Source organism: Streptomyces diastatochromogenes (assembly GCF_002242805.1).
In the GTDB taxonomy this organism is placed as follows: domain Bacteria; phylum Actinomycetota; class Actinomycetes; order Streptomycetales; family Streptomycetaceae; genus Streptomyces; species Streptomyces diastatochromogenes.
In genome coordinates, this window is record NZ_MCGQ01000030.1 from 1 (window position 1) to 18,841 (window position 18,841).

16 protein-coding genes are annotated in these 18,841 nt (G+C 71.0%); 10 read left to right on the plus strand and 6 right to left on the minus strand.

The features are described from left to right. From BEK98_RS31055 to BEK98_RS31080, 5 genes are all read left to right on the plus strand, one after another. A partial coding sequence (locus BEK98_RS31055; protein ID WP_208643283.1) for a SelB domain-containing protein occupies positions 1-691 on the plus strand: 691 nt, incomplete at its 5' end. Positions 692-770: 79 nt separating this feature from the next. Next, a complete protein-coding gene (gene fdh / locus BEK98_RS31065; RefSeq protein ID WP_244202075.1) occupies positions 771-4,064 on the plus strand; it encodes a formate dehydrogenase in 3,294 nt (1,097 codons plus the stop codon). Then, positions 4,061-4,993 carry a 4Fe-4S dicluster domain-containing protein gene (locus BEK98_RS31070; protein WP_094220045.1) on the plus strand — a complete coding sequence of 311 codons (933 nt, stop codon included), beginning with the start codon at positions 4,061-4,063 and terminating at the stop codon, positions 4,991-4,993. The genes fdh and BEK98_RS31070 overlap by 4 nt, the downstream gene beginning before the upstream one ends. Next, positions 4,990-5,916 carry an NrfD/PsrC family molybdoenzyme membrane anchor subunit gene (gene nrfD / locus BEK98_RS31075; protein ID WP_244202076.1) on the plus strand — a complete coding sequence of 309 codons (927 nt, stop codon included), beginning with the start codon at positions 4,990-4,992 and terminating at the stop codon, positions 5,914-5,916. Before BEK98_RS31070 ends, nrfD begins: the two co-directional genes overlap by 4 nt. 123 nt (positions 5,917-6,039) lie before the next feature. After that, positions 6,040-6,792, plus strand: a complete 753-nt coding sequence (locus BEK98_RS31080) for an SDR family oxidoreductase (RefSeq protein WP_094220125.1) — start codon at positions 6,040-6,042, stop codon at positions 6,790-6,792. A gap of 12 nt (positions 6,793-6,804) precedes the next feature. Here the strand turns inward: BEK98_RS31080 and BEK98_RS31085 are convergent, their stop codons facing one another. Beyond that, entirely contained in the window at positions 6,805-7,764 is a 960-nt protein-coding gene (locus BEK98_RS31085; RefSeq protein ID WP_094220046.1) for a redoxin family protein, read from the minus strand. A gap of 285 nt (positions 7,765-8,049) precedes the next feature. Here BEK98_RS31085 and BEK98_RS31090 point away from each other — a divergent pair, with 285 nt between their 5' ends. Next, positions 8,050-8,370: a hypothetical protein gene (locus BEK98_RS31090; RefSeq protein WP_143684188.1), complete on the plus strand. Its 321-nt coding sequence runs from the start codon at positions 8,050-8,052 to the stop codon at positions 8,368-8,370. A gap of 32 nt (positions 8,371-8,402) precedes the next feature. Here BEK98_RS31090 and BEK98_RS31095 read toward each other — a convergent pair whose 3' ends face one another. Genes BEK98_RS31095 through BEK98_RS31105 form a run of 3 tightly spaced genes read right to left on the minus strand, consistent with a single transcriptional unit; the run spans position 8,403 to position 12,357 of the window. After that, positions 8,403-10,238: a GMC family oxidoreductase gene (locus tag BEK98_RS31095; RefSeq protein WP_094220048.1), complete on the minus strand. Its 1,836-nt coding sequence runs from the start codon at positions 10,236-10,238 to the stop codon at positions 8,403-8,405. Then, a complete protein-coding gene (locus BEK98_RS31100; protein ID WP_094220049.1) occupies positions 10,235-11,674 on the minus strand; it encodes a hypothetical protein in 1,440 nt (479 codons plus the stop codon). Before BEK98_RS31100 ends, BEK98_RS31095 begins: the two co-directional genes overlap by 4 nt. Then, entirely contained in the window at positions 11,671-12,357 is a 687-nt protein-coding gene (locus BEK98_RS31105) for a FadR/GntR family transcriptional regulator (protein ID WP_094220050.1), read from the minus strand. Before BEK98_RS31105 ends, BEK98_RS31100 begins: the two co-directional genes overlap by 4 nt. Positions 12,358-12,576: 219 nt before the next feature. Between BEK98_RS31105 and BEK98_RS31110 the strand changes: the two genes are divergently transcribed. Both BEK98_RS31110 and BEK98_RS31115 read left to right on the plus strand, forming a co-directional pair. Then, a complete protein-coding gene (locus BEK98_RS31110) occupies positions 12,577-14,115 on the plus strand; it encodes a carboxylesterase/lipase family protein (RefSeq protein WP_094220051.1) in 1,539 nt (512 codons plus the stop codon). Positions 14,116-14,246: 131 nt separating this feature from the next. Further along, positions 14,247-14,783 (plus strand): 2'-5' RNA ligase family protein, encoded by a 537-nt coding sequence (locus BEK98_RS31115; RefSeq protein ID WP_094220052.1) that lies wholly within the window; start codon positions 14,247-14,249, stop codon positions 14,781-14,783. Here BEK98_RS31115 and BEK98_RS31120 read toward each other — a convergent pair. Then, positions 14,766-15,080, minus strand: a complete 315-nt coding sequence (locus BEK98_RS31120; protein WP_244202077.1) for a hypothetical protein — start codon at positions 15,078-15,080, stop codon at positions 14,766-14,768. The two genes, BEK98_RS31115 and BEK98_RS31120, sit on opposite strands and share 18 nt — an antisense overlap. A 221-nt stretch (positions 15,081-15,301) precedes the next feature. On the opposite strand from BEK98_RS31120, the gene BEK98_RS31125 reads away from it, so the two are divergent. Both BEK98_RS31125 and BEK98_RS31130 read left to right on the plus strand, forming a co-directional pair. Beyond that, positions 15,302-16,549 (plus strand): serine hydrolase domain-containing protein, encoded by a 1,248-nt coding sequence (locus BEK98_RS31125; RefSeq protein ID WP_094220053.1) that lies wholly within the window; start codon positions 15,302-15,304, stop codon positions 16,547-16,549. Between the two features lie 109 nt (positions 16,550-16,658). Beyond that, positions 16,659-17,711, plus strand: a complete 1,053-nt coding sequence (locus tag BEK98_RS31130) for a fatty acid desaturase family protein (protein WP_094220054.1) — start codon at positions 16,659-16,661, stop codon at positions 17,709-17,711. Between the two features lie 24 nt (positions 17,712-17,735). Here the strand turns inward: BEK98_RS31130 and BEK98_RS31135 are convergent, their stop codons facing one another. Next, on the minus strand, positions 17,736-18,833 hold the full coding sequence (locus BEK98_RS31135) for a sugar ABC transporter substrate-binding protein (RefSeq protein WP_094220055.1): 1,098 nt from the start codon (positions 18,831-18,833) through the stop codon (positions 17,736-17,738). Positions 18,834-18,841 lie beyond the last annotated feature (8 nt).

The window sequence follows — 18,841 nt, forward strand, 5'->3', positions numbered from 1 at the left end:
GCCACCGCGCGCGGTGGCCGAGGCGATGCTGCACCGGCGGCGCTTCGCGACCGAGGGCGAACTGCACGCCATGGGGCTGCCCGTGGTGGGCGAGCCGGTGGGTGACGGCCCAAGAGTTCATCCCGGCGTGTGGCGCGAGCTGATCGGCTCCCTGCGTGCCGAGATCGACCAGTGGCGCGACGATCACCCGCTGGAGTCCGGGATGCCCGTGGAGGCGGTACGGCGACGGCTGCGGCTGCCCACCGCCGGTGTCGTGGAACGCCTTGCCGGTGCCGCGTCGCTGCCGGTGGTGGAGGGGCGGGTGTGCTCGCCGGGCAGCCGTGCGCTGCTTCCCGAACCCGTCGAGGCGGCGGTGGCCGCACTGGCCGCCGAGCTGCGCGCCGCCCCGTTCGCGGCGCCGGACGCCGCGAGGATGGCGGAGCTGCGGCTCGGGGCCAAGGAGCTGGCCGCCGCGGTGCGTGCCGGCCGCCTGCTGAAGGTGGCCGACGGTGTCTTCCTGCTGCCCGACGGCGACAGGCGGGCCGCCGAAGTGCTCGGAGAACTGCCCCAGCCGTTCACCCTCAGCCAGGCGCGGCAGGCGCTGCGCACCACCAGGCGGGTCGCAGTGCCGCTGCTGGAGCTGCTGGACCGCCGGGGTGTCACCGAGCGGCTTCCGGACAGCACCCGTCGGGTGCGTACGGCACCGGCCTGATCGGTGCCCGACATGCCCCGCGCAGGCCCCGGCGTTACGTTGGCTGCGACAGCGCAAGGGCACGAGGCGGGAGATCGCCATGGGCCTGTGGCAGTGGATCGACGGCTGGCCGGTGTACCGGCAGCTCACCGGTGACGATGCGCTCGGCAGGGGAAGCGCGGCACGCTCGCGCGGCACCGAGCGGCTGTCCGCCCGTACCGAGCGGGCCGACCGGGTCGTACGGTCCGTGTGCCCCTACTGCGCCGTGGGCTGCGGTCAGAAGGTCTACGTCAAGGACGAGAAGGTCATCCAGATCGAGGGCGACCCGGACTCACCGATCTCACGCGGCCGGCTGTGCCCGAAGGGCGCGGCCAGCAAGCAGCTGGTGACCGGCCCGGGCCGGATCAGCGCCGTCCTGCACCGGCCTCCGCACGGCACGGGGTGGGAGCGGATCCCGCTCGACCGGGCGATGGACATGATCGCCGACCGGGTCGTCGCGACCCGTCGGCAGACCTGGCAGGACACACATCACGGTGTGCCCGTCCGGCGCACGCTCGGCATCGCCTCGCTCGGCGGCGCGACGCTGGACAACGAAGAGAACTACCTGATGAAGAAGCTCTACACGGCGCTGGGCGCGATCCAGATCGAGAACCAGGCGCGGATTTGACACTCCGCCACGGTTCCCGGTCTGGGAACCTCGTTCGGCCGTGGCGGAGCCACGACGTTCCAGCAGGATCTGGCCCAGGCCGACTGCATCGTCATCCAGGGCTCGAACATGGCCGAGTGCCATCCGGTCGGATTCCAGTGGGTGGTGGAGGCCAGGGAACGGGGTGCCACGATCATCCATGTCGACCCCCGCTTCACCCGCACCAGCGCCCTGGCAGACGTCCACGTGCCACTGCGGGCCGGGACGGACATCGCCTTCCTCGGCGCACTGATCAACCATGTGCTGAGCAACGACAAGGACTTCCGCGAGTACGTGGTCGCCTACACCAACGCGCCCGCCATCCTGCGCGAGGACTTCGCCGACACCGAGGACCTGGACGGGCTGTTCTCCGGCTTCGACCCGGACAGCCACCACTACGAGACGACCAGCTGGATGTACGAGGGCGCGCGGGCCTCGGCCGCGGCCGGTGACCGGGACCGGTGGCCCGCATCGGGCGACGAGGGCGGACCGGGCGCGGCGGACCGGCAGCACGGAGGCGGGGAGCTGCGCGAGACCGGCCGCGCGCACTCGTACGGCGCGGGCGGCCCCGCCCTGAGCGGGAAGCCGGCCATGGACCCGACCCTGCGACACCCCCGCTGCGTGTACCAGGTACTCAAGCGGCACTTCGCGCGCTACACGCCGGAGCTGGTCGAGGACGTCTGCGGTGTCCCCCGTGAGCTGTTCACCCGGGTGGCCGACGCGATCACCGCCAACTCCGGACGCGAGCGGACCACGGCGCTGTGCTACTCCGTCGGCTGGACCCAGCACACCGTGGGGGTGCAGTACATCCGTACCGCGGCCATCCTGCAGGCGCTGCTGGGCAACATCGGGCGGCCGGGAGGCGGCATCCTGGCCCTGCGCGGACACGCCAGCATCCAGGGCTCCACGGACGTCCCCACGCTGTACGACCTGCTGCCCGGCTACATCCCCATGCCGCACGCCCACCAGCACCAGGACCTCGACGCGTTCGTGGCCGCGGACGCGGGCACGACCGGTTTCTGGGGCAACATGCGCGCGTACGTGGTGAGTCTGCTCAAGGCCTGGTGGGGGGAGGCGGCCGACGAGGAGAACGACTACCGCTTCGACTGGCTGCCCCGTCTGACCGGCGACCACGGCACCTACCGGACGGTGCTGAACCAGCTCTCGGGCGAGTGCAAGGGGTACTTCCTCGTCGGGGAGAACCCGGCGGTCGGGTCGGCCAACAGCAAGCTGCAGCGCCTCGGCCTGGCGAACCTGGACTGGCTGGTGGTGCGGGACCTGCGGCTGATCGAGAGCGCGACCTTCTGGCAGGACGGGCCGGAGATCGAGACCGGTGAGCTGCGCACCGAGGAGATCCCGACGGAGGTGTTCTTCCTGCCGGCCGCGGCACACACGGAGAAGGACGGCAGCTTCACCAACACCCAGCGGCTGCTGCAGTGGCACCACGCGGCGGTCGAACCGCCGGGGGACGCCCGCAGCGACCTGTGGTTCTACCACCACCTCGGACGGATCATCAGGGAGAAGCTCGCCGGATCCACCGATCCGCGCGACCGCCCGCTGCTCGACCTCACCTGGGACTACCCGACGTCGGGCCCGCTGGCCGAACCGAGCGCCGACGCTGTGCTCGCCGAGATCAACGGGCACGGGCAGGACGGGCAGCCGCTGTCCTCGTTCACCCAGCTGCGGGACGACGGCTCCACCTCCTGCGGGGTCTGGATCTACTGCGGGGTCCGCGCCGACGGGCACAACCGCGCGGCGAACCGCCGGCCGCGCGACGAACAGAGCCGGGTCGCCCCCGACTGGGGCTGGGCCTGGCCGGCCAACCGCCGCATCCTCTACAACCGGGCGTCCGCCGACCCCGAGGGCAGGCCGTGGAGCGAGCGCAAGCGGTACGTGTGGTGGGACGCCGAGCAGGGCCGGTGGACCGGGGAGGACGTCCCCGACTGCGAGGCCGACAAGCCGCCCGACTACCGGCCGCCGCCGGGCGCCAGAGCCCAGGACGCCTTGGCCGGCACCGACCCGTTCATCATGCAGAGCGACGGCCGCGCCTGGCTCTTCGCCCCAGCCGGGCTGGCCGACGGCCCGCTGCCCGCGCACTACGAGCCGTACGAGTCGCCGGTGGACAACCCGCTCTACGGACAGCAGACGAACCCGGCGCTGCAGGCCTACGACCATCCGGCCAACCGGTACCACCCGGCCGGGAGCGAGGTGTACCCGTACGCGTTCACCACCTACCGGCTCACCGAGCACCACACGGCCGGCGGCATGAGCCGTACGCTGCCCTACCTCTCCGAGCTGCAACCGGAGTTCTTCTGCGAGGTCTCCCCCGAACTCGCGGCCGAGCGCGGCCTGGAGCACCTGGGCTGGGCGACCATCACCACGGCCCGCACGGCGGTCGAGGCGCGCGTGCTGGTGACCGAGCGGATCAGACCGCTGCGGATCCGGGGCCGCACCATCCACCAGGTGGGGCTGCCCTACCACTGGGGTCCGAACGGTCTGTCGAAGGGAGACGCGGCGAACGAGCTGCTGTCCGTCGTCCTCGATCCGAACGTACGCATCCAGGAGTCCAAGGCGGCGACCTGCGACATCCAACCGGGCAGGCGTCCACGGGGCCCGGCGCTGCGGGCCCACGTGGCGGCCTACCGGCGGCGCGCCGGCCTCAACGAGGACGAGGGCACCCCGCCGGGCGCCGGAGAGGGGCAGCGATGACGTCCGACCGCAACAGGCTGTCCGGCCCGCTGGCCGACCCCACCGCGGACGCCGGTTACCCGGACACCCACCCGCCCCGGATGGGCTTCTTCACGGACACCTCCGTCTGCATCGGCTGCAAGGCGTGTCAGGTGGCGTGCAAGGAGTGGAACCTGGTTCCGGCCGAGACCGGGGAACTCGACCTGCTGGGGCAGTCGTTCGACAACACGGGCGCGCTGAGCGCCAACAATTGGCGGCACGTGGCCTTCATCGAGCAGACGGTGACCCCGGACCGGCCGCCGGTCGATCTGGGCATGCCTGCCATCGGGCCGCCGGCCGGGGACGCCTCGGACGCCGGGGACGGCCAGGTGCGCTGGCTGATGTCCAGTGACGTGTGCAAGCACTGCACCCACGCCGCCTGCCTGGACGTCTGCCCGACCGGGTCGTTGTTCCGCACCGAGTTCGGGACCGTGGTGGTGCAGGAGGACATCTGCAACGGCTGCGGATACTGCGTGCCGGCGTGCCCGTACGGCGTGATCGACATCCGCCCGGGCGACGGCCGGGCCTTCAAGTGCACGCTGTGCTACGACCGGTTGGGGGCGGGCCGGGAACCGGCCTGCGCCCAGGCGTGCCCGACCGACTCGATCCAGTTCGGCCCGCTGGAGGAACTGCGCGAGCGGGCCGACCTGCGGGTGACCGAACTGCACGAGCGCGGGGTGGACGAGGCACGGCTGTACGGCCGGGACCCGCAGGACGGCGTCGGCGGTGACGGCGCGTTCTTCCTGCTGCTGGACGAGCCCGAGGTGTACGGGCTGCCGCCGGACCCGGTGGTCACCACCCGTGACCTGCCGTCGATGTGGCGGCACGCGGCGACGGCCGCGGTCGGGGTGGCGGTGAGTGTGGCGCTGTCGTTCCTGGAGCGAGGGGCCTTGGAGAGGAGGAAGCCGTGACGGGCGGCGGTGAGCGGGAGCGGTCCATGGTGCCGCGCGCGGAGTTCCGGTCGTACTACGGCCGGCCGATCCTCAAGCGCCCCACCTGGAAGGTGCCGGACGTGCCGGGATACCTGTTCCTCGGGGGAACCGCCGGTGCATCGGCGACCATGGCCGCGGTGGCCGAGCTGACCGGGCGTCGGGAGCTGGCCGGTGCAGGCCGGTGGGTCGCCGCGGGCGCGTCGGTGGCCGGCGTCGCCGCCCTCGTCCATGACCTCGGCCGTCCCGAGCGCTTCGCACACATGCTGCGCGTCCTCAAGCCCACCTCACCGCTGTCGGTGGGCTCCTGGATCCTCGCGCCGTTCTCCACGCTCGCCACCGCCTCGGCCGCCTCGCAGGCCACCGGAAGGCTCCCCGGACTGGGCCGGTTCGCCGGGTTCGGATCCGGCGTGCTGGGGCCGGCGATGTGCACCTACACAGCGGTGCTGCTCTCCGACACCGCGGTGCCGGCGTGGCACGAGGCGTACCCGGAACTGCCGTACGTGTTCGCGGGCAGCGCGCTGACCGGCGCCGCGGGAGCCGCACTGCTCTGCGCACCCCGCGCGGACCACGGGCCCCCGATCCGCATGGGCCTGCTCGGCACGGCCATGGAACTCGCCGCGCTGCACCGCGTCGAGCGGCGCCTCGGGCTGGTCGGCGAGCCCTACGTCACGGGCCGGCCCGGGAGACTGCTGACCCTGAGCAAAGCGCTGGTCGTGGCCGGAGCCGGGTTGTCGCTCGTCTCGGGGCGGCGGGCGGCTCCGCTTCTGGCCGGTGGGGCGTACCTGGCGGCCGGGCTGTGCACCCGCTTCGGCATCTTCGCAGCGGGGATCGCGTCCGCTCAGGACCCGGTGTACGTGGTGACTCCGCAGCGGCAGGGGCTGGGGGCGGCGGGGCTGCCTTGATCGGTTGCTCGTGTCGCAGGATCGGGACACCGGTACCAGAATCGAACTGCGGAGGTCCTACGAGCCCTGTGCGCCCGCGGCCGACGAAGGTCTGGAAGGAAGTCACGACACATGGTCACCGCCATGCCCAACACCCTGGAAGGCAAGCCCGTCTTCGTCGGCGGCGCATCCCGCAACCTGGGTGCGCTGATCAGCCGTACCCTGTCCGACGCCGGCGCCCGCGTGGCCGTGCACTACAACAGTGAATCGTCCGCGGCCAAGGCACAGTCCGTCGTCGACGAGATCACGGCCAAGGGCGGCGAGGCGTTCTCGCTGCAGGGTGACCTGACACAGCCCGATCAGGTCGAGCGGGTCTTCGACGAGGTGGTGAACCGCTTCGGCTCGCTGCACGCAAGCGTCAACACGGCAGGAATGGTCGTCAAGAAGCCTCTCGTCGACGTCACGCCCGAGGAGTACGACCGCATGTTCGCGGTGAACTCCAAGGCCGCGTTCTTCGTGATGAAGGAGGCGGCCAAGCGGATCGAGGACGGCGGCAAGATCCTCACCGTCGTCACCTCGCTGCTGGCCGGCTACACCGGCCTGTACTCCCTCTACGCCGGCAGCAAGGCACCGGTCGAGGACTTCACCCGTGCCCTGTCCAAGGAACTCTTCGGCCGGAACATCTCCGTCAACACCATCGCTCCCGGGCCGATGGACACCGGCTTCTTCTACCCGGCCGAGACCGACGACTCCGTCGCCTACCTGAAGGCCCAGGCCATGAACGGCGACCTCACCAAGATCGAGTACATCGTCCCCTGGGTGAAGTTCCTGCTCACCGAGGGCTGGTGGGCCAACGGCCAGGTCTTCTTCGTCAACGGGGGCTTCACCACCCGCTGAGCGCAAGGAAGTTCACGCCACGGGGTTGTCGCGCAGCCACGCCAGGACCTGCTGGGCATGCACATCGGGCGGGAAGATCGGGTAGAAGACATGCTCGATCACCCCATCCCGGATGACGAGGGTCAGCCGCTTGAACAGCGTCATCCCGTCGACGTCGAAGGTGGGCAGGCCGAGGGCCGCGGCCAGGTTCAGCCGAGGATCGGAGAGCATCACGAACGGCAGGCGGAGCCGCTCGACGACCTCGCGTTGATAGGCGGTGTCCTGGCTGGACAGGCCGAAGACCCTCCGCGCGCCGGCCGCAAGAAGCTCTTGGTGATGGTCCCGGAAATCGCAGGCTTCGGTGGTGCAGCCCCGTGCTCCGGGGATGGAGTCCCAGCCGTCGGGGAGGTCGACATCCGGGCGGCCCGTGAGCGGGTAGATGTAGACGATCGTGCGGCCGGATCCAAGAGCATCGATCCGGACCGTCTCGCCTGTGGTGTCCACCAGTTCGAGGTGGGGTGCCTTCAGGCCGGGAAGGTGGTCGGCAGCGCCGTCATCCTCCGGGACGGGCAGGTCCGCAGGCAGGTGGTGGAAGTCGGTCATGGTGTGCTCTCCGTCGTCGGGCGCTGGACTGCTGCTGTTGCGATAGGCGGCCTGTCTCAGCTGTCGCATCAGGGTCGCCCGGCGGCTGGTCAGGGCCTCGATCCGCTCGGTCAGCTCGTCAATGGCCTCGCGATAGCCGGCCAGCGACGCCGGACAGTCGTCGGCGTGCCGCTGTCCGGACGCCAGACACTCCAGGAACGGCCGTGTGCGTTCGACCGGGATGCCGAGGCCGGCGAGAGCCCGGATCTCGCGCACCAGACGCACGTCGTCCTCTTCGTAGTCCCGGTAGCCGTTGGCGAGACGGCACGGCGTGATCAACCCGAGCGATTCGTAGTAACGCACCGCTTTGATTGTCACGCCGGCGCGTCTGGCCAGCTCGCCGATCTTCATGCCGCTCATCTCCACGAACGCTAAACCCTGACCTCAAGGGCAAGGTCAAACCGCTCTCCGGAGACTCTCACGGGGTGCCGTGGGCCAGGCCCGCGAGCTAAAGGGCGGCGTTGTCGACGTCGGGCCGCCACTCGTACTTGATCGTCACGTCCCGATCGCGGATCGTCTCCAACTCCCGCCCTGTGGAATCCACTTGGCCATGACAGCTTGCTTCCGTCCCCGCTGCCGCCGAGACTGTGATCGGCTACCAACGGGATGGTCCCAGTGAGCATGGGGGTGCTTGCCATGCCGGCAGTGGATGTGTCGAGGATCGATCGTCGCGTGCGGGCCGAGGTGGAACGGAGGGGTCTGTTCCTCGTCTCACCTGACCCGGAGCCCGGCATGCGGGATGCCTTCGTCTTCGTGTGCACTGACCCGGACCCCGGAGACTGCGGCTTCACCAGGGTGGGGCATGTGTCCACAGCGACGGGGTTCAACCACGTTGTCTACGCGATGGACGGTCGCAAGACCTCGGCGGCGGTGTCGCTCTCCCAGATCCGGGGCCTTTTCCCGACTTGGGAAGACGGGATCAGGGTTGTGCTCTCCGCGTTCGATCAGTGTCGCTGAGACGGGCTCCATGCCACCGGCTGTCCTGGTCCTCATGCACGGACAGCCGTCTCGGTGATCGCCAACGCCGCCGCCATGATGCCCAGTTGGGGATTCACCTGCGGGCAGCTCGGGAGCACGGAGGCATCCGCGAGCAGTACTCCGTGTACTCCGCGGAGCCTGCCCCACGGGTCGGCCGGGAAGCGGTGCGGGTCCGCGCCTGCGGCGACCGTGCCGGTGGGGTGGTAGGCCGACAGGTGGAGGTGGCGTGCGCTCGTGCCGGCCAGGGCGGCGTCCAGTTCCGTGAGGCTGCGTACGCGGGGTGTACGGGGGATGCCGGTGAGCACTTCCTCGGCACCGGCGGCGAACAGCAGCTCGCCCATGGCGCGCACGGCCCGTAGCAAGCGTCCTGCGTCGCGGGGGTCCAGGTCGTAGCGGATCAGCGTGCGGTCGCGGCCGAGGACGCGACCGGAGGGGCGGTCGGCGATCATCGCGCCGAGCGTGGCGAGTCGGTCGGCGGTCTCCAGTTCGCGGCGCAGCTCGGTGCCCAGTCCGGGGAGGATGAAGGAGCCCATGCCGGGCGGGGTGGCGGTGGCCTCGATGAGGACGCCTTGCGCGTGGTGCTCTTCGACGCCGACGCTCTGCAGCACGCCTTCCCAGGCGGTGACCGGTTCGGCGAAGCGTCCGGCGAGGCTCGTGGCCGGGTGGACGCTGAGATTGCGGCCGAGGCGGGGGTGCCTGCCGAGGCCGGAGCGGCGGAGGAGCGGCGGGGACTGCAGCGCGCCCGCCGCGACGACGACCAGGGGCGCGAGGATCTCGAACCCGCCGCCCTCCCCGCGGCGTACCCGCACCCCTGCCGCGCGCGGGCCCCCGGGCCGGTCCGTGTCGACGAGGATGCGCTCGACCCGCGCTCCGGTGACGATACGGGCCCCCGCGGCGCAGGCCTCGGGCAGCACGGAGAGCTGCACGCTCTGTTTCGCGCCGGTCGGACATCCCACCACGCACTGGCAGGAGCCCTGACAGCCGGGCGCGTTGCGGCGCAGGGGCGCGGCCCGCCAGCCCAGCTCACGCGCGCCCTTGAGCGCGATACGGCCGTTGTTGCCGAGGACGTCGACGGGCTGGGTGGCCACCCGCAGGGTGCGCTCGGCTTCGTCCAGATGCCGGTCGAAGCCGTCGGCGGGCGCGAATCCGAAGTCCTTGCTCCAGCGCGTCAGGACGTGGCCCGGAGTGCGGTAGCAGGTGCCGGAGTTGACGACCGTGGTGCCGCCGACCGCTCGGCCCGTCGGCAGCAGCAGCGGTGGGTTGCCGACGGCGACGGTCGCTCCGCCGTCCCGGTAGAGGTCGGTGAACCGGTCCAGGGGCGTGCGCCGGCCGAACGACTCGGTGGAGTGGTGCTGTCCCTCTTCGAGGACGACGATGTCGAGCCCGGCTCGGGCCAGGGTCCGTGCGGCGATCGCCCCGCCCGCGCCCGAGCCGATGACCACGGCGTCGGCGGTGGAGCGGGCGGGCCAGGCGGGCGCGGGTGTCAGGTCGAGCGGCGGGTCCTGACGCGTGAGGCCGCGCGGTGCGGGACCGTCCTGGAGCATCCGCTCTGTTCCGGCCGCCAGCAGGACGGGCACCTTGAGTACGTCCAGGAGCGGGAGAAGGGCGGGCCGTGCGGCCAGTTCGCCCAGTACGGAGTCCCGTTCGGGTGCGGTGAGTGCGCTCAGGGTGCGTCCCGTGCGCGCCATGGCATAGGCGTCCACGGCGCGTGCCGCGGCCCGTAGGCCGGCCCGGGCGGCCAGCGGCATGGTGGCGAGGAGCGTCTCCAGTCTGGCGGGGACGTGCCGGGGCCAGTCCGCTGTGCCGTCGTCGGCGATGAGGGCGGACGTGAGGCCGGTGAGCGTCATCGTGTCCCCACCTCCGCGTGGGCCGTGCCCTCCAGCGTCCACTCGGCCTCGGTGCGCCAGCCACCGAACCACCACCGCTCCAGCAGGACGTGCGCGTCGGCGCGTTCGCTGTTGTGGCACGTCGCGTGTTGGCCGTCGGGGTCGGTGTAGTCGAGGGCGAGGGTACGGTCCGCCGGCTGGGTGACCTCCACGCGGATCCGGCGCAGGCCGGCGCGGCCGGTGACCGTCCAGGTGGGCAGGGCGATACCGGCGCGGAAACGCCCCGCTCCGGCCCAGCCGGCGGCCGACCGCTCGGGGCGGCGCGGCCAGGTGCGCCCCTGCCGCCGCAGCCGGAGGAAGGCCAAGGGAGGAAGCCTGCGCAGGCCCGGGCGCATGGATACGGCGGCAACGATCTCCAGGACGTCTCCGCCGCCGAGGTCGGCGTGCAGCCAGGCCCAGCGGCGGGCGTTGCCATGGCCGTAGATCCGGGCGGACGCGCCGGGGGCCGCGGTGAGCGTCAGCGTGGTGTCGTCATGGGTGAAGGTGCCGTCGTAGCCGGCCCGGGCCGCGGGGAGCATCTGGGCGGCGGGAAGCAGGGGCCGGCGCCAGGACCAGCGGGGGAAAGTGAACAGCGGCTCGTCCGTGGGGCGTTCGGTCAGGTCCCAGCGCAGGGCGCCGCCCTCGGCCGCTCCGGACAGGCGTCCGGGGCGGACCACGACCCCGTCGGCGGTGAAGCCGGACCCTTCAGGAGTCCACTTGGCCGGGCCGAAGCGGGCGTGCCGCACGGGGCCGTTCTTGGGGAAGACCGCGGCCCAGCCTTGCGCGTACGGCTCGGATCCGTCGGACGGCGCGGTCAGTTCGTGGTGCAGCCACAGTCCGCTGCCGGTGACCGGGTCGGTGACGGTGGTGTACCAGACCTCGGTACGGCCCGGCTCGCCGCGCCAGCGGGGCGCGAGGAACGCGTCGGGATCCACCTGCCGGGGGAAGCGGAAACTGGCCAGAAAAGGGAGGAGTTGCGTGCCGAGGGGGAAACGGAGGGTGCCGGTGCCGATCCGCACGCCGTCCTCCTGGAGGGTGTACGGCAGCACGGTCATCGAGGCCACGGGCCTGCGCGGGGTGACGGACTTCCAGCCGTCGAGGGTGATGCGGCGGCCGTCGGCGGTGAAGGTGATGCGGTAGCGGATACGGCGTCGCGCGAGCGGCGAGATCTCCAACTCGCCCTCGGCGTGCGCGTCGTCGGCCCAGCCCGCGATCCGTATCCGGCCGGTGGCACGGGACTCGGTCGTACCGAGGAGGTGCAGACGGCCATCCGACGAGACCGTCAGATCCAGGCGAACCCGGCGGGTGCGGTCCTCGTCGTCGAGCCGCAGCGTGCCGAGCATCGTCTCGCGAAAGACGGTGCCACGCGCGGGCGAGCCGGTGTTCGTGGCCGCGCTTGAGGTGGTCGACCCGCTCATGAGAGGCCCTCCAGCATGATCCGCTCGGTCGCCGTCAGATACTGCTCGGCCGCCCTCCGGGCGCCGGCCTCGTCGCCGCGCTCCACCGCGTCGACCACCGGCTCCAGGCGCCCACGCGCCACCCGGGCGTCCGTGAACGGGCCTCTGAGCGCGGCACGCACCGGCAGATAGGCGTTGAAGAGGGTGTTGGTCAGCAGGACGTAGACGCGGTTGCCGGTGGCGCGGGCCAGGGCCCGGTGGACCTCGATGTCCGCGAGCTGTACGGCGTCGGCGTCCGCCGCGTCCCCCACAGCTGTCAACAGCGCGCGTAGCTCGGCTCGCTGCCGGTCGGTCGCCCGGGCCGCGGCGCGCTCGGCGATCAACGCGCCGATGCTGCGCCGTACTTCGAAGACCTCGCCGATCCAGTCGGGGCTGTGCCGTACGAGCATCGGCAACAGGTCGGCGCCGCCCAGGCGCAGGTAGTCCCGCACGCGGGTGCCGACGCCGTGCCGGGTCTCCAGCAGTCCGGCCTGCATCAGACGGCCGAAGGCGTGCTTGAGGGTGGTGCGGGTGACGCCGTAACCGTCGGCGAGCGTGCGCTCGGGTGGCAGGTAACTGCCCGCTGGATGGCGCCCGGTGAGGATGTCCTCACGCAGACGGCCCTCCAGGACATCGACGATGGTCTCGCGGGGCAGTGCCTCCATGCCGTCCTCCTCAGTGGCTCAGTGGATGAGCCACTCAACCAATACTCGTCCGTGTGAGTCAACGGCCTTGCACGGCCGAACGGGCCTGCTCCGTAAATCACTTGGCCCTCAACCCGACTCGGCGGGATGATCCCCGGTGTCGGTCGGCTGTTCACCCGCCTGCCCGGCCACAACTGTGACCTCGCACTGTGCGTTCTCCCTGCCTGGGAAGGGACTGTGATGACCACTGCCGCGTCCGAGCCGGCCGGCTCCGCGCCCGAGGTACGCACTGCAACAGGGACGCTGCGCGGCTGCGTGGAGAAGGGCCTGGCGGTCTTCCGAGGCATTCCCTTCGCCGAGCCGCCGGTGGACCAGCTCCGTTTCGCCGCACCGCAGCCGGTCACGGCCTGGGACGGCGTACGCACGGCTGTGTCGTACGGCCCGCCGCCTCCGCAGGCAGCTCACTTCGGCATGGACGCGCTGTCACGAAACTCGGTGGGCGCTGACTGGCTGACGGTCAACGTCTGGTCGCCCGAGCCGTACCCGGGAGCCGGGCTTCCGGTGCTGGTGTGGATCCCTGGCGGCGCCTACAGCATCGGCATGTCCTGCCTCCCCGAGTACGACGGGGCCCGCCTCGCACGGGAGGGCGGTGTCGTCGTGGTGACGCTCAACTACCGCGTGGGCATCGAGGGCTTCGCGCACATCGACGGAGCGCCCGCCAACCGGGGACTGCTCGATCAGGTGGCCGCGTTGGAGTGGGTGCGCGACAACATCCGGGGTTTCGGGGGCGACCCGGACCAGGTCACGGTCTTCGGTCAGTCGGCGGGCGGGGGGTCGGTCGCCACGCTGCTGGCGATGCCGCGTGCGGCAGGGCTCTTCCGCCGGGCGATCGCGCAGAGCGTGCAGGGGACGTTCTTCTCGCCGGCGCTCGCTGCCGACATCGCCGCCGCCTGCGCAGCCGAACTCGGACTGCGGCCGACGGTGGCCGACTTGGCGACCGTGGACCCGAACCGGCTGCCCACCGCCGGTGACGCGATCACCGCCAAGTCCGCGTCGTTCGCGGAGCGCTGGGGTCCCATCGCGCACCGGTCGATCCCGTTCTCGCCCGTCGTCGACGGTGACGTCCTGTCCGACACCCCTTGGCAGGCCCTGGCCCGGGGCGCGGGCCGGGACATCGACATCCTCGTCGGACACACCCGTGACGAGCAGCGGCTGTTGACCGCGCTCGACGGCATGCTCGGGCAGGTGACGGAAGAGCAGGCCGAGACCGCTCTGCGGGTCTGCGCCCCCGGCCCGGACGGCGTACGCCGGTACCGTGACGGTTTCCCGGACGCGGGCCCGGACGAGCTGTACGAACTGGTCTGCTCGGACTGGGTGTTCCGCATGCCGAGCCTCCACCTCGCCACCGCGCAGATCACCGGCGGCGGACGAGCCCACCTGTACGAACTGACCTGGTCCGCACCGGGAATGGGGGGTGTCTTCGGCGCCTGCCACGGGCTCGACGTACCTCTCGTGTTCGGCAACCTGGAGAGTGGCCAGCCCGCCGCGCTGATCGGCGAAAGCCCCTCCCCCGCCGCGGAGGAGCTGTCCGCACGCATGCGCACCGCGTGGACAGCCTTCGCCACTCACGGCGACCCCGGCTGGGCCCCGTACGACGCCGAGCAACGCCTCACCCACCTCTTCGACACGCGGCCGGCCGTCACCACCTATCCGGAGGAGACCTCTCGCCTCATCTGGCAGGACCACTCCATTCCTGTGCTGCCGCTGATCGGCCGGTAGCGGCCCACACCGTGGCAGGCGCCACTCACAACGGCTGCCGGGTGTGGGCTTCGGCGAGGGGCTGGAGGACCTCGCAGATGCGGAGTGATATTCGGTCGCCGTCGATCGCGCCCCGCTGATAGACAGGCGTGATGGCGGACGACGACTTCCACGGGTTCCACGCGGGGCAGTCGGGGCTGATCGTGAGGGTCCCGGCGGCGGAGCCTGCTGTGCGAGCGTGGCGCGGCCGGCTCGACCCCTCGGCCCGTGTCGGGGTCCCGGCCCATGTCACGGTGCTCTTCCCGTTTCTCGACGCGAGCCGGATCGACCAGGGTGTCTGCACCGCGATCGGCGAGGTACTCGACCGGCACCAGTCCTTCGAGGTCCGGTTCGAGCGCTGCGGCCGGTTTCCCGGCGTGCTGTATCTCGCACCCGAACCGGACACTCCCTTCAGGCGCCTCACCGAGGCGTTCGTGGCGCGGTGGCCGGAGAACCCGCCGTTCGACGGGCAGTTCGACGACGTCGTCCCGCACCTGACCGTCGCCCAGGGCCAGGACGAGGATGTCCTGGAGAAAGCCGAGGCCGATCTGCTCGGCCGTCTCCCCGTCGTCGCGCACGTCTCGTCGGTCGACTTGCTGGTCCACGACGGAACGCGGTGGCGACAGCGGGGCTCATTCCCGCTGCGGTAGGCCCGGTCGCGGTGTGCGGTCAGCCTGTACGAGTCGGCCGGTCAGGCGCGGCATCTCCAGCGGCGGGTACGCGAGGAGGTCCGCCCAGAAGTCCTCGCCGAACTCGCGGATGCCGGCTTCGGACACGTGCAGCGGAACCCACTCCACCTCACTGGACCCGGTCGCCCGCAGACACTTCTCGTAGACCTCGCGGCGCGGGGCCGTGCTCACGATGCCGATCGGCTGCGGGTCGAGCAGAGCCGTGACCCGCACCCGCGGACCCGTCTCGATCTCCTCACCGGTCCACCCTCGTATCACCCAACAACACCTGGTCAATTGAGCCCGGTTCACCACAGGAACGCCGGCCGGCTTCTTCGGGAGCGGTGTTTCCACTGGGGGGCGGCGCCCGGATGAACTGTCCCGAAAGGTGATAAAATGGACGATTTCTTCAGTTTCTCACTCTGGTTGTGACACGAACCGCCGAGCAAGAGGGTTGTGATGCCGGCATGAGGAATTCTCAGGCGTGTACCGCCCGCCGCATGGCTCTGCTGACGCCCTGCGCGGCGCTGCTGGTCGCGGGATGTGTCCTGCCCGCAGAGCCCGGCCGCATGGCCCTGTCCGATGCGTCAGCCACACCGGCGGCGACGGCCAGCCTCACTCCCTCCGCGCTGAAGCCCATCGATCCGGCCGCCTTCCAGGCCACCGTCGAGCGTGCGGCGAAGAAGCTCATGGTTCCCGGCGCGGTGGTGCTGCTCCGCACCCCGCAGGGGACCTTCCGGGCGACCGTCGGGACCACCGAGTTGGGTGCGGCCGAACCGCCCACCACGGGCGACCACTTCCGGATCGCCTCCAACACCAAGACCATGACCTCGGCGCTGATCCTCCTCCTCGCCCAGGACGGCAGGCTCCGGCTGAGCGACCCGGTGTCCGCCTACGTTCCCGGAGTGCCGGACGGCGAACACATCACCATCGCCGAGCTGCTGAAGATGCGCAGCGGGCTCTACAACTACACCGACGCACCCGAACTCGCGGCCCGCATGGACGCCGAGCCGGGCCAGGCCGTGACGCCGCAGGAGATGCTGGCCATCGCGTTCCGGCACCCGCCGAACTTCGCGCCCGACGCGTCCTACGAGTACAACAACACCAACTACGCGCTGCTGGGCCTCGTCGCCGAGAAGGCGGGCGGCCGCCCGCTGGCCCAGCAGTTGCGGGACCGGCTGTTCGCCCCGCTCGGCCTGGCGGGGACCTCGCTGCCCGGTGCCCACGATCTGTCCCTGCCCGCGCCCTATTCACACGGCTACATGTACGGCGGAACGGCCTACGCGCTGGTCGACCGGCCCTACCCCGCCGACCTGCAGGCGGCGGCCCGGTCCGGAAAGCTCCGGCCGGTGGACTACACCCATCAGAACCCCTCCTACGCCACCGCCGCCGGAGGCGTCATCTCCACCGCGGACGACCTGGCCACCTGGATCCGGGCTCTGGTGACGGGCAAGGTCCTGAGCCCCGCGCCGCAGCAGCAGTGGCTCCACAGCCCGCAAGCCGAGGACCCGGCCGCGCCCGACGGGCAGAAGTACGGGTACGGCATCGCCTACCAGCGCTTCGGCCCCCACGCCTCGATGTACTACCACGGCGGTGAACTCCCCGGCTTCAACTCCTTCATCGGCTACGACCCGGACAACAAGGTCACGCTCGTGATCTGGACGAACCTGACCCTGTCGCCCGACGGCCGGACCACCGCCCAAGCCCTGCTGCCCACCGTCCTCGACCAGGTGTACGCGGGCCTCTGACCGTGCCGACCGGGGGATAACCCCCGGGGGTCATGTGGGGTAGGCCTCGTGTGTATGCGGTGGCTGGCAGGCTTCTTCGGGGTGGCCGGCCGTCACGAGAATTCTGGGCATGACGACTTCCCCTGATACCTCCGTCGCGACCCGGGCCTCCGACGCAGGTGCCGGCAGCGACTTCGCGAGACTGTCGCAGCGCATAACCGAGGCCGGTCTGCTGAAGCGGCGCCCCGGCTACTACACGGTGCGGCTCGGTCTCGTGGGCACGCTGTTCGCCGGGGGCTGGGGAGCGTTCTTCGCTCTCGGCGACAGCTGGTGGCAACTGGCCGTGGCCGCCTTCCTGGCCGTGGTGTTCGGGCAGGTCGCGCTGGTGGCGCACGACCTGGCCCACCGGCAGGTCTTCCGGCGGCGCCGGCACAGCGAGATCGGAGGACGGCTGTTCGGCAACCTCGGTATCGGCATGAGCTACGGCTGGTGGATGAACAAGCACACCCGCCATCACGCCAACCCCAACCATGAGGAACTGGACCCCGATGTCGCCCCGGACATCCTGGTGTGGTCCACCGAACAGGCGCGCGCCAGCAGTGGCGTGGCCCGACTCCTCGGTGGTCACCAGGCGCTGCTGTTCTTCCCGTTGCTGACCCTGGAAGGCTTCAATCTGCACGTCGCGAGCCTGCGGGCGCTGCGCTCGCCGTCCCTGCGGAACCGGCTGCTGGAGGGCGCTCTGCTCCTGCTGCACATCGCGGCTCTGCTCACCGCCCTGTTCCTGGTGCTCTCACCGGGCAAGGCGGTGGCGTTCCTCGCCGTGAACCAGTGCCTGTTCGGCGTCTACCTGGGCTGCACCTTCGCTCCCAACCACAAGGGCATGCCCACGATCACCGGTGCACAGCGGCTCGACTTCCTGCGCCGCCAGGTTCTGACCTCCCGCAACGTGCGCGGCGGCTGGTTCACCGACGTGATGCTGGGCGGGCTCAACTACCAGATCGAGCACCATCTGTTCCCGAGCATGCCCACGGTCCATCTGCGCCGGGCCCAGGTGATCGTGCGGGAGTACTGCGCCGAACTCGGGGTGCCGTACCACGAGACGGGGCTGATCCAGTCGTACCGCGAGGCCCTGGCCCACATGCACCGCGTGGGCGAGCCGATCCGGCAGCAGCGCAGGGCGTGACCACGACAGCTCGGCCGTCGATGCTCATTCGGTCGCCCCGTGAACGTCGAGGCCGGCCTTCGCGCATGCGGGGCGGAGTTGTGATGTGCAGATCTGCTCGATGGTGTAGACGCGGTCCTTGACGAGCGTCTGCCTGATGTTGGCGGCTGTCACCGCCCGCGGAGTGAGCAGGACGGTCGGGATGTTGTTCGTGGTGGGGCTGTCGATCGTCGTCGTGGCGATGTCGCGCAGGCTCTCGCCGCGCCCGAGGGCGACGGCCATGGCGGCGGCTGCGGCGGCTTCCACCGGGAAGGGCTTGTAGACCGTCATGAGCTGTTCGCCCTTGATGATGCGGCGTACAGCGTCGAGGTCGGCGTCCTGACCGGTGACGGGAGGAAGTCGCCGTACCTGGGCGCTCTTGAGAGCGGCGATGACGCCGGCCGCCATGGTGTCGTTGGCCGCCAGGACGCCGTCGATCCGCCCGGGGCCCAGGGCCGCGATGGCGGCGGACATGTTGGCGTGGGCGTTGTCCATGCTCCAGCCCTGGGTGTCGTACGACCGGCGGATGTTCACCTTGCCGGTGAGGACGGACAGCGCCCCCTTCCTGAACCATGACGCGTTCGCGCTGGTCGGATCGCCGTTCATCATGACGACGTTCCCGTCGTTCGCCCTGTCGCCCATGGCCTTGAGGAGCGCCTCGGCCTGGAGCTTGCCGACCTGCGCACCGTCGAAGGAGACGTAGCCCGAGATCGGGCCTTCGGCGAGCCGGTCGTAGGCGATGACCGGGACGCCCGCCGCGCGCGCCTGCTGGATCGAGGAACGGAGCGCCCGGGTGTCCGCGGCGTCGAGGACCAGGACCCTGACCCCCTTCGTGATCATGGAGGCCATCTGCTGCTGCTGTCTGGTCGCGTCGTTGTCGGCGTTGGCGTACTCCAGGTCGCAGCGGGGACACAGATCCCTCAGCCGCTTCTCGATCAGCGGTCTGTCGAAGTGCTCCCATCGGGGCGCCGATCGGTTCGGAAGCAGCAGGCCGATGGTGAAACCGTCCGCGCCCACCCTGTCGTTTCCTCCGCAAGCGGCCAGGGGTGTCGCCAGGAGCCCCGCGACGAGCGCCGCGACGAAGTTCCGGGCACGAGTTCTCATGGCGGACT

Bases quoted from the DNA above. Each gene is read 5' to 3' on its own strand.
- BEK98_RS31085 (WP_094220046.1), bottom strand. From the start codon at position 7,764: ATGAAGATCGGCGAGCTGGCCAGACGCGCCGGCGTGACAATCAAAGCG.
- BEK98_RS31110 (WP_094220051.1), top strand. From the start codon at position 12,577: ATGACCACTGCCGCGTCCGAGCCGGCCGGCTCCGCGCCCGAGGTACGC.
- BEK98_RS31070 (WP_094220045.1), top strand. From the start codon at position 4,061: ATGACGTCCGACCGCAACAGGCTGTCCGGCCCGCTGGCCGACCCCACC.
- BEK98_RS31090 (WP_143684188.1), top strand. From the start codon at position 8,050: ATGCCGGCAGTGGATGTGTCGAGGATCGATCGTCGCGTGCGGGCCGAG.
- BEK98_RS31080 (WP_094220125.1), top strand. From the start codon at position 6,040: ATGCCCAACACCCTGGAAGGCAAGCCCGTCTTCGTCGGCGGCGCATCC.
- BEK98_RS31130 (WP_094220054.1), top strand. From the start codon at position 16,659: ATGACGACTTCCCCTGATACCTCCGTCGCGACCCGGGCCTCCGACGCA.
- BEK98_RS31100 (WP_094220049.1), bottom strand. From the start codon at position 11,674: ATGAGCGGGTCGACCACCTCAAGCGCGGCCACGAACACCGGCTCGCCC.
- BEK98_RS31115 (WP_094220052.1), top strand. From the start codon at position 14,247: ATGGCGGACGACGACTTCCACGGGTTCCACGCGGGGCAGTCGGGGCTG.
- BEK98_RS31095 (WP_094220048.1), bottom strand. From the start codon at position 10,238: ATGACGCTCACCGGCCTCACGTCCGCCCTCATCGCCGACGACGGCACA.
- BEK98_RS31135 (WP_094220055.1), bottom strand. From the start codon at position 18,833: ATGAGAACTCGTGCCCGGAACTTCGTCGCGGCGCTCGTCGCGGGGCTC.
- BEK98_RS31105 (WP_094220050.1), bottom strand. From the start codon at position 12,357: ATGGAGGCACTGCCCCGCGAGACCATCGTCGATGTCCTGGAGGGCCGT.
- BEK98_RS31125 (WP_094220053.1), top strand. From the start codon at position 15,302: ATGGCTCTGCTGACGCCCTGCGCGGCGCTGCTGGTCGCGGGATGTGTC.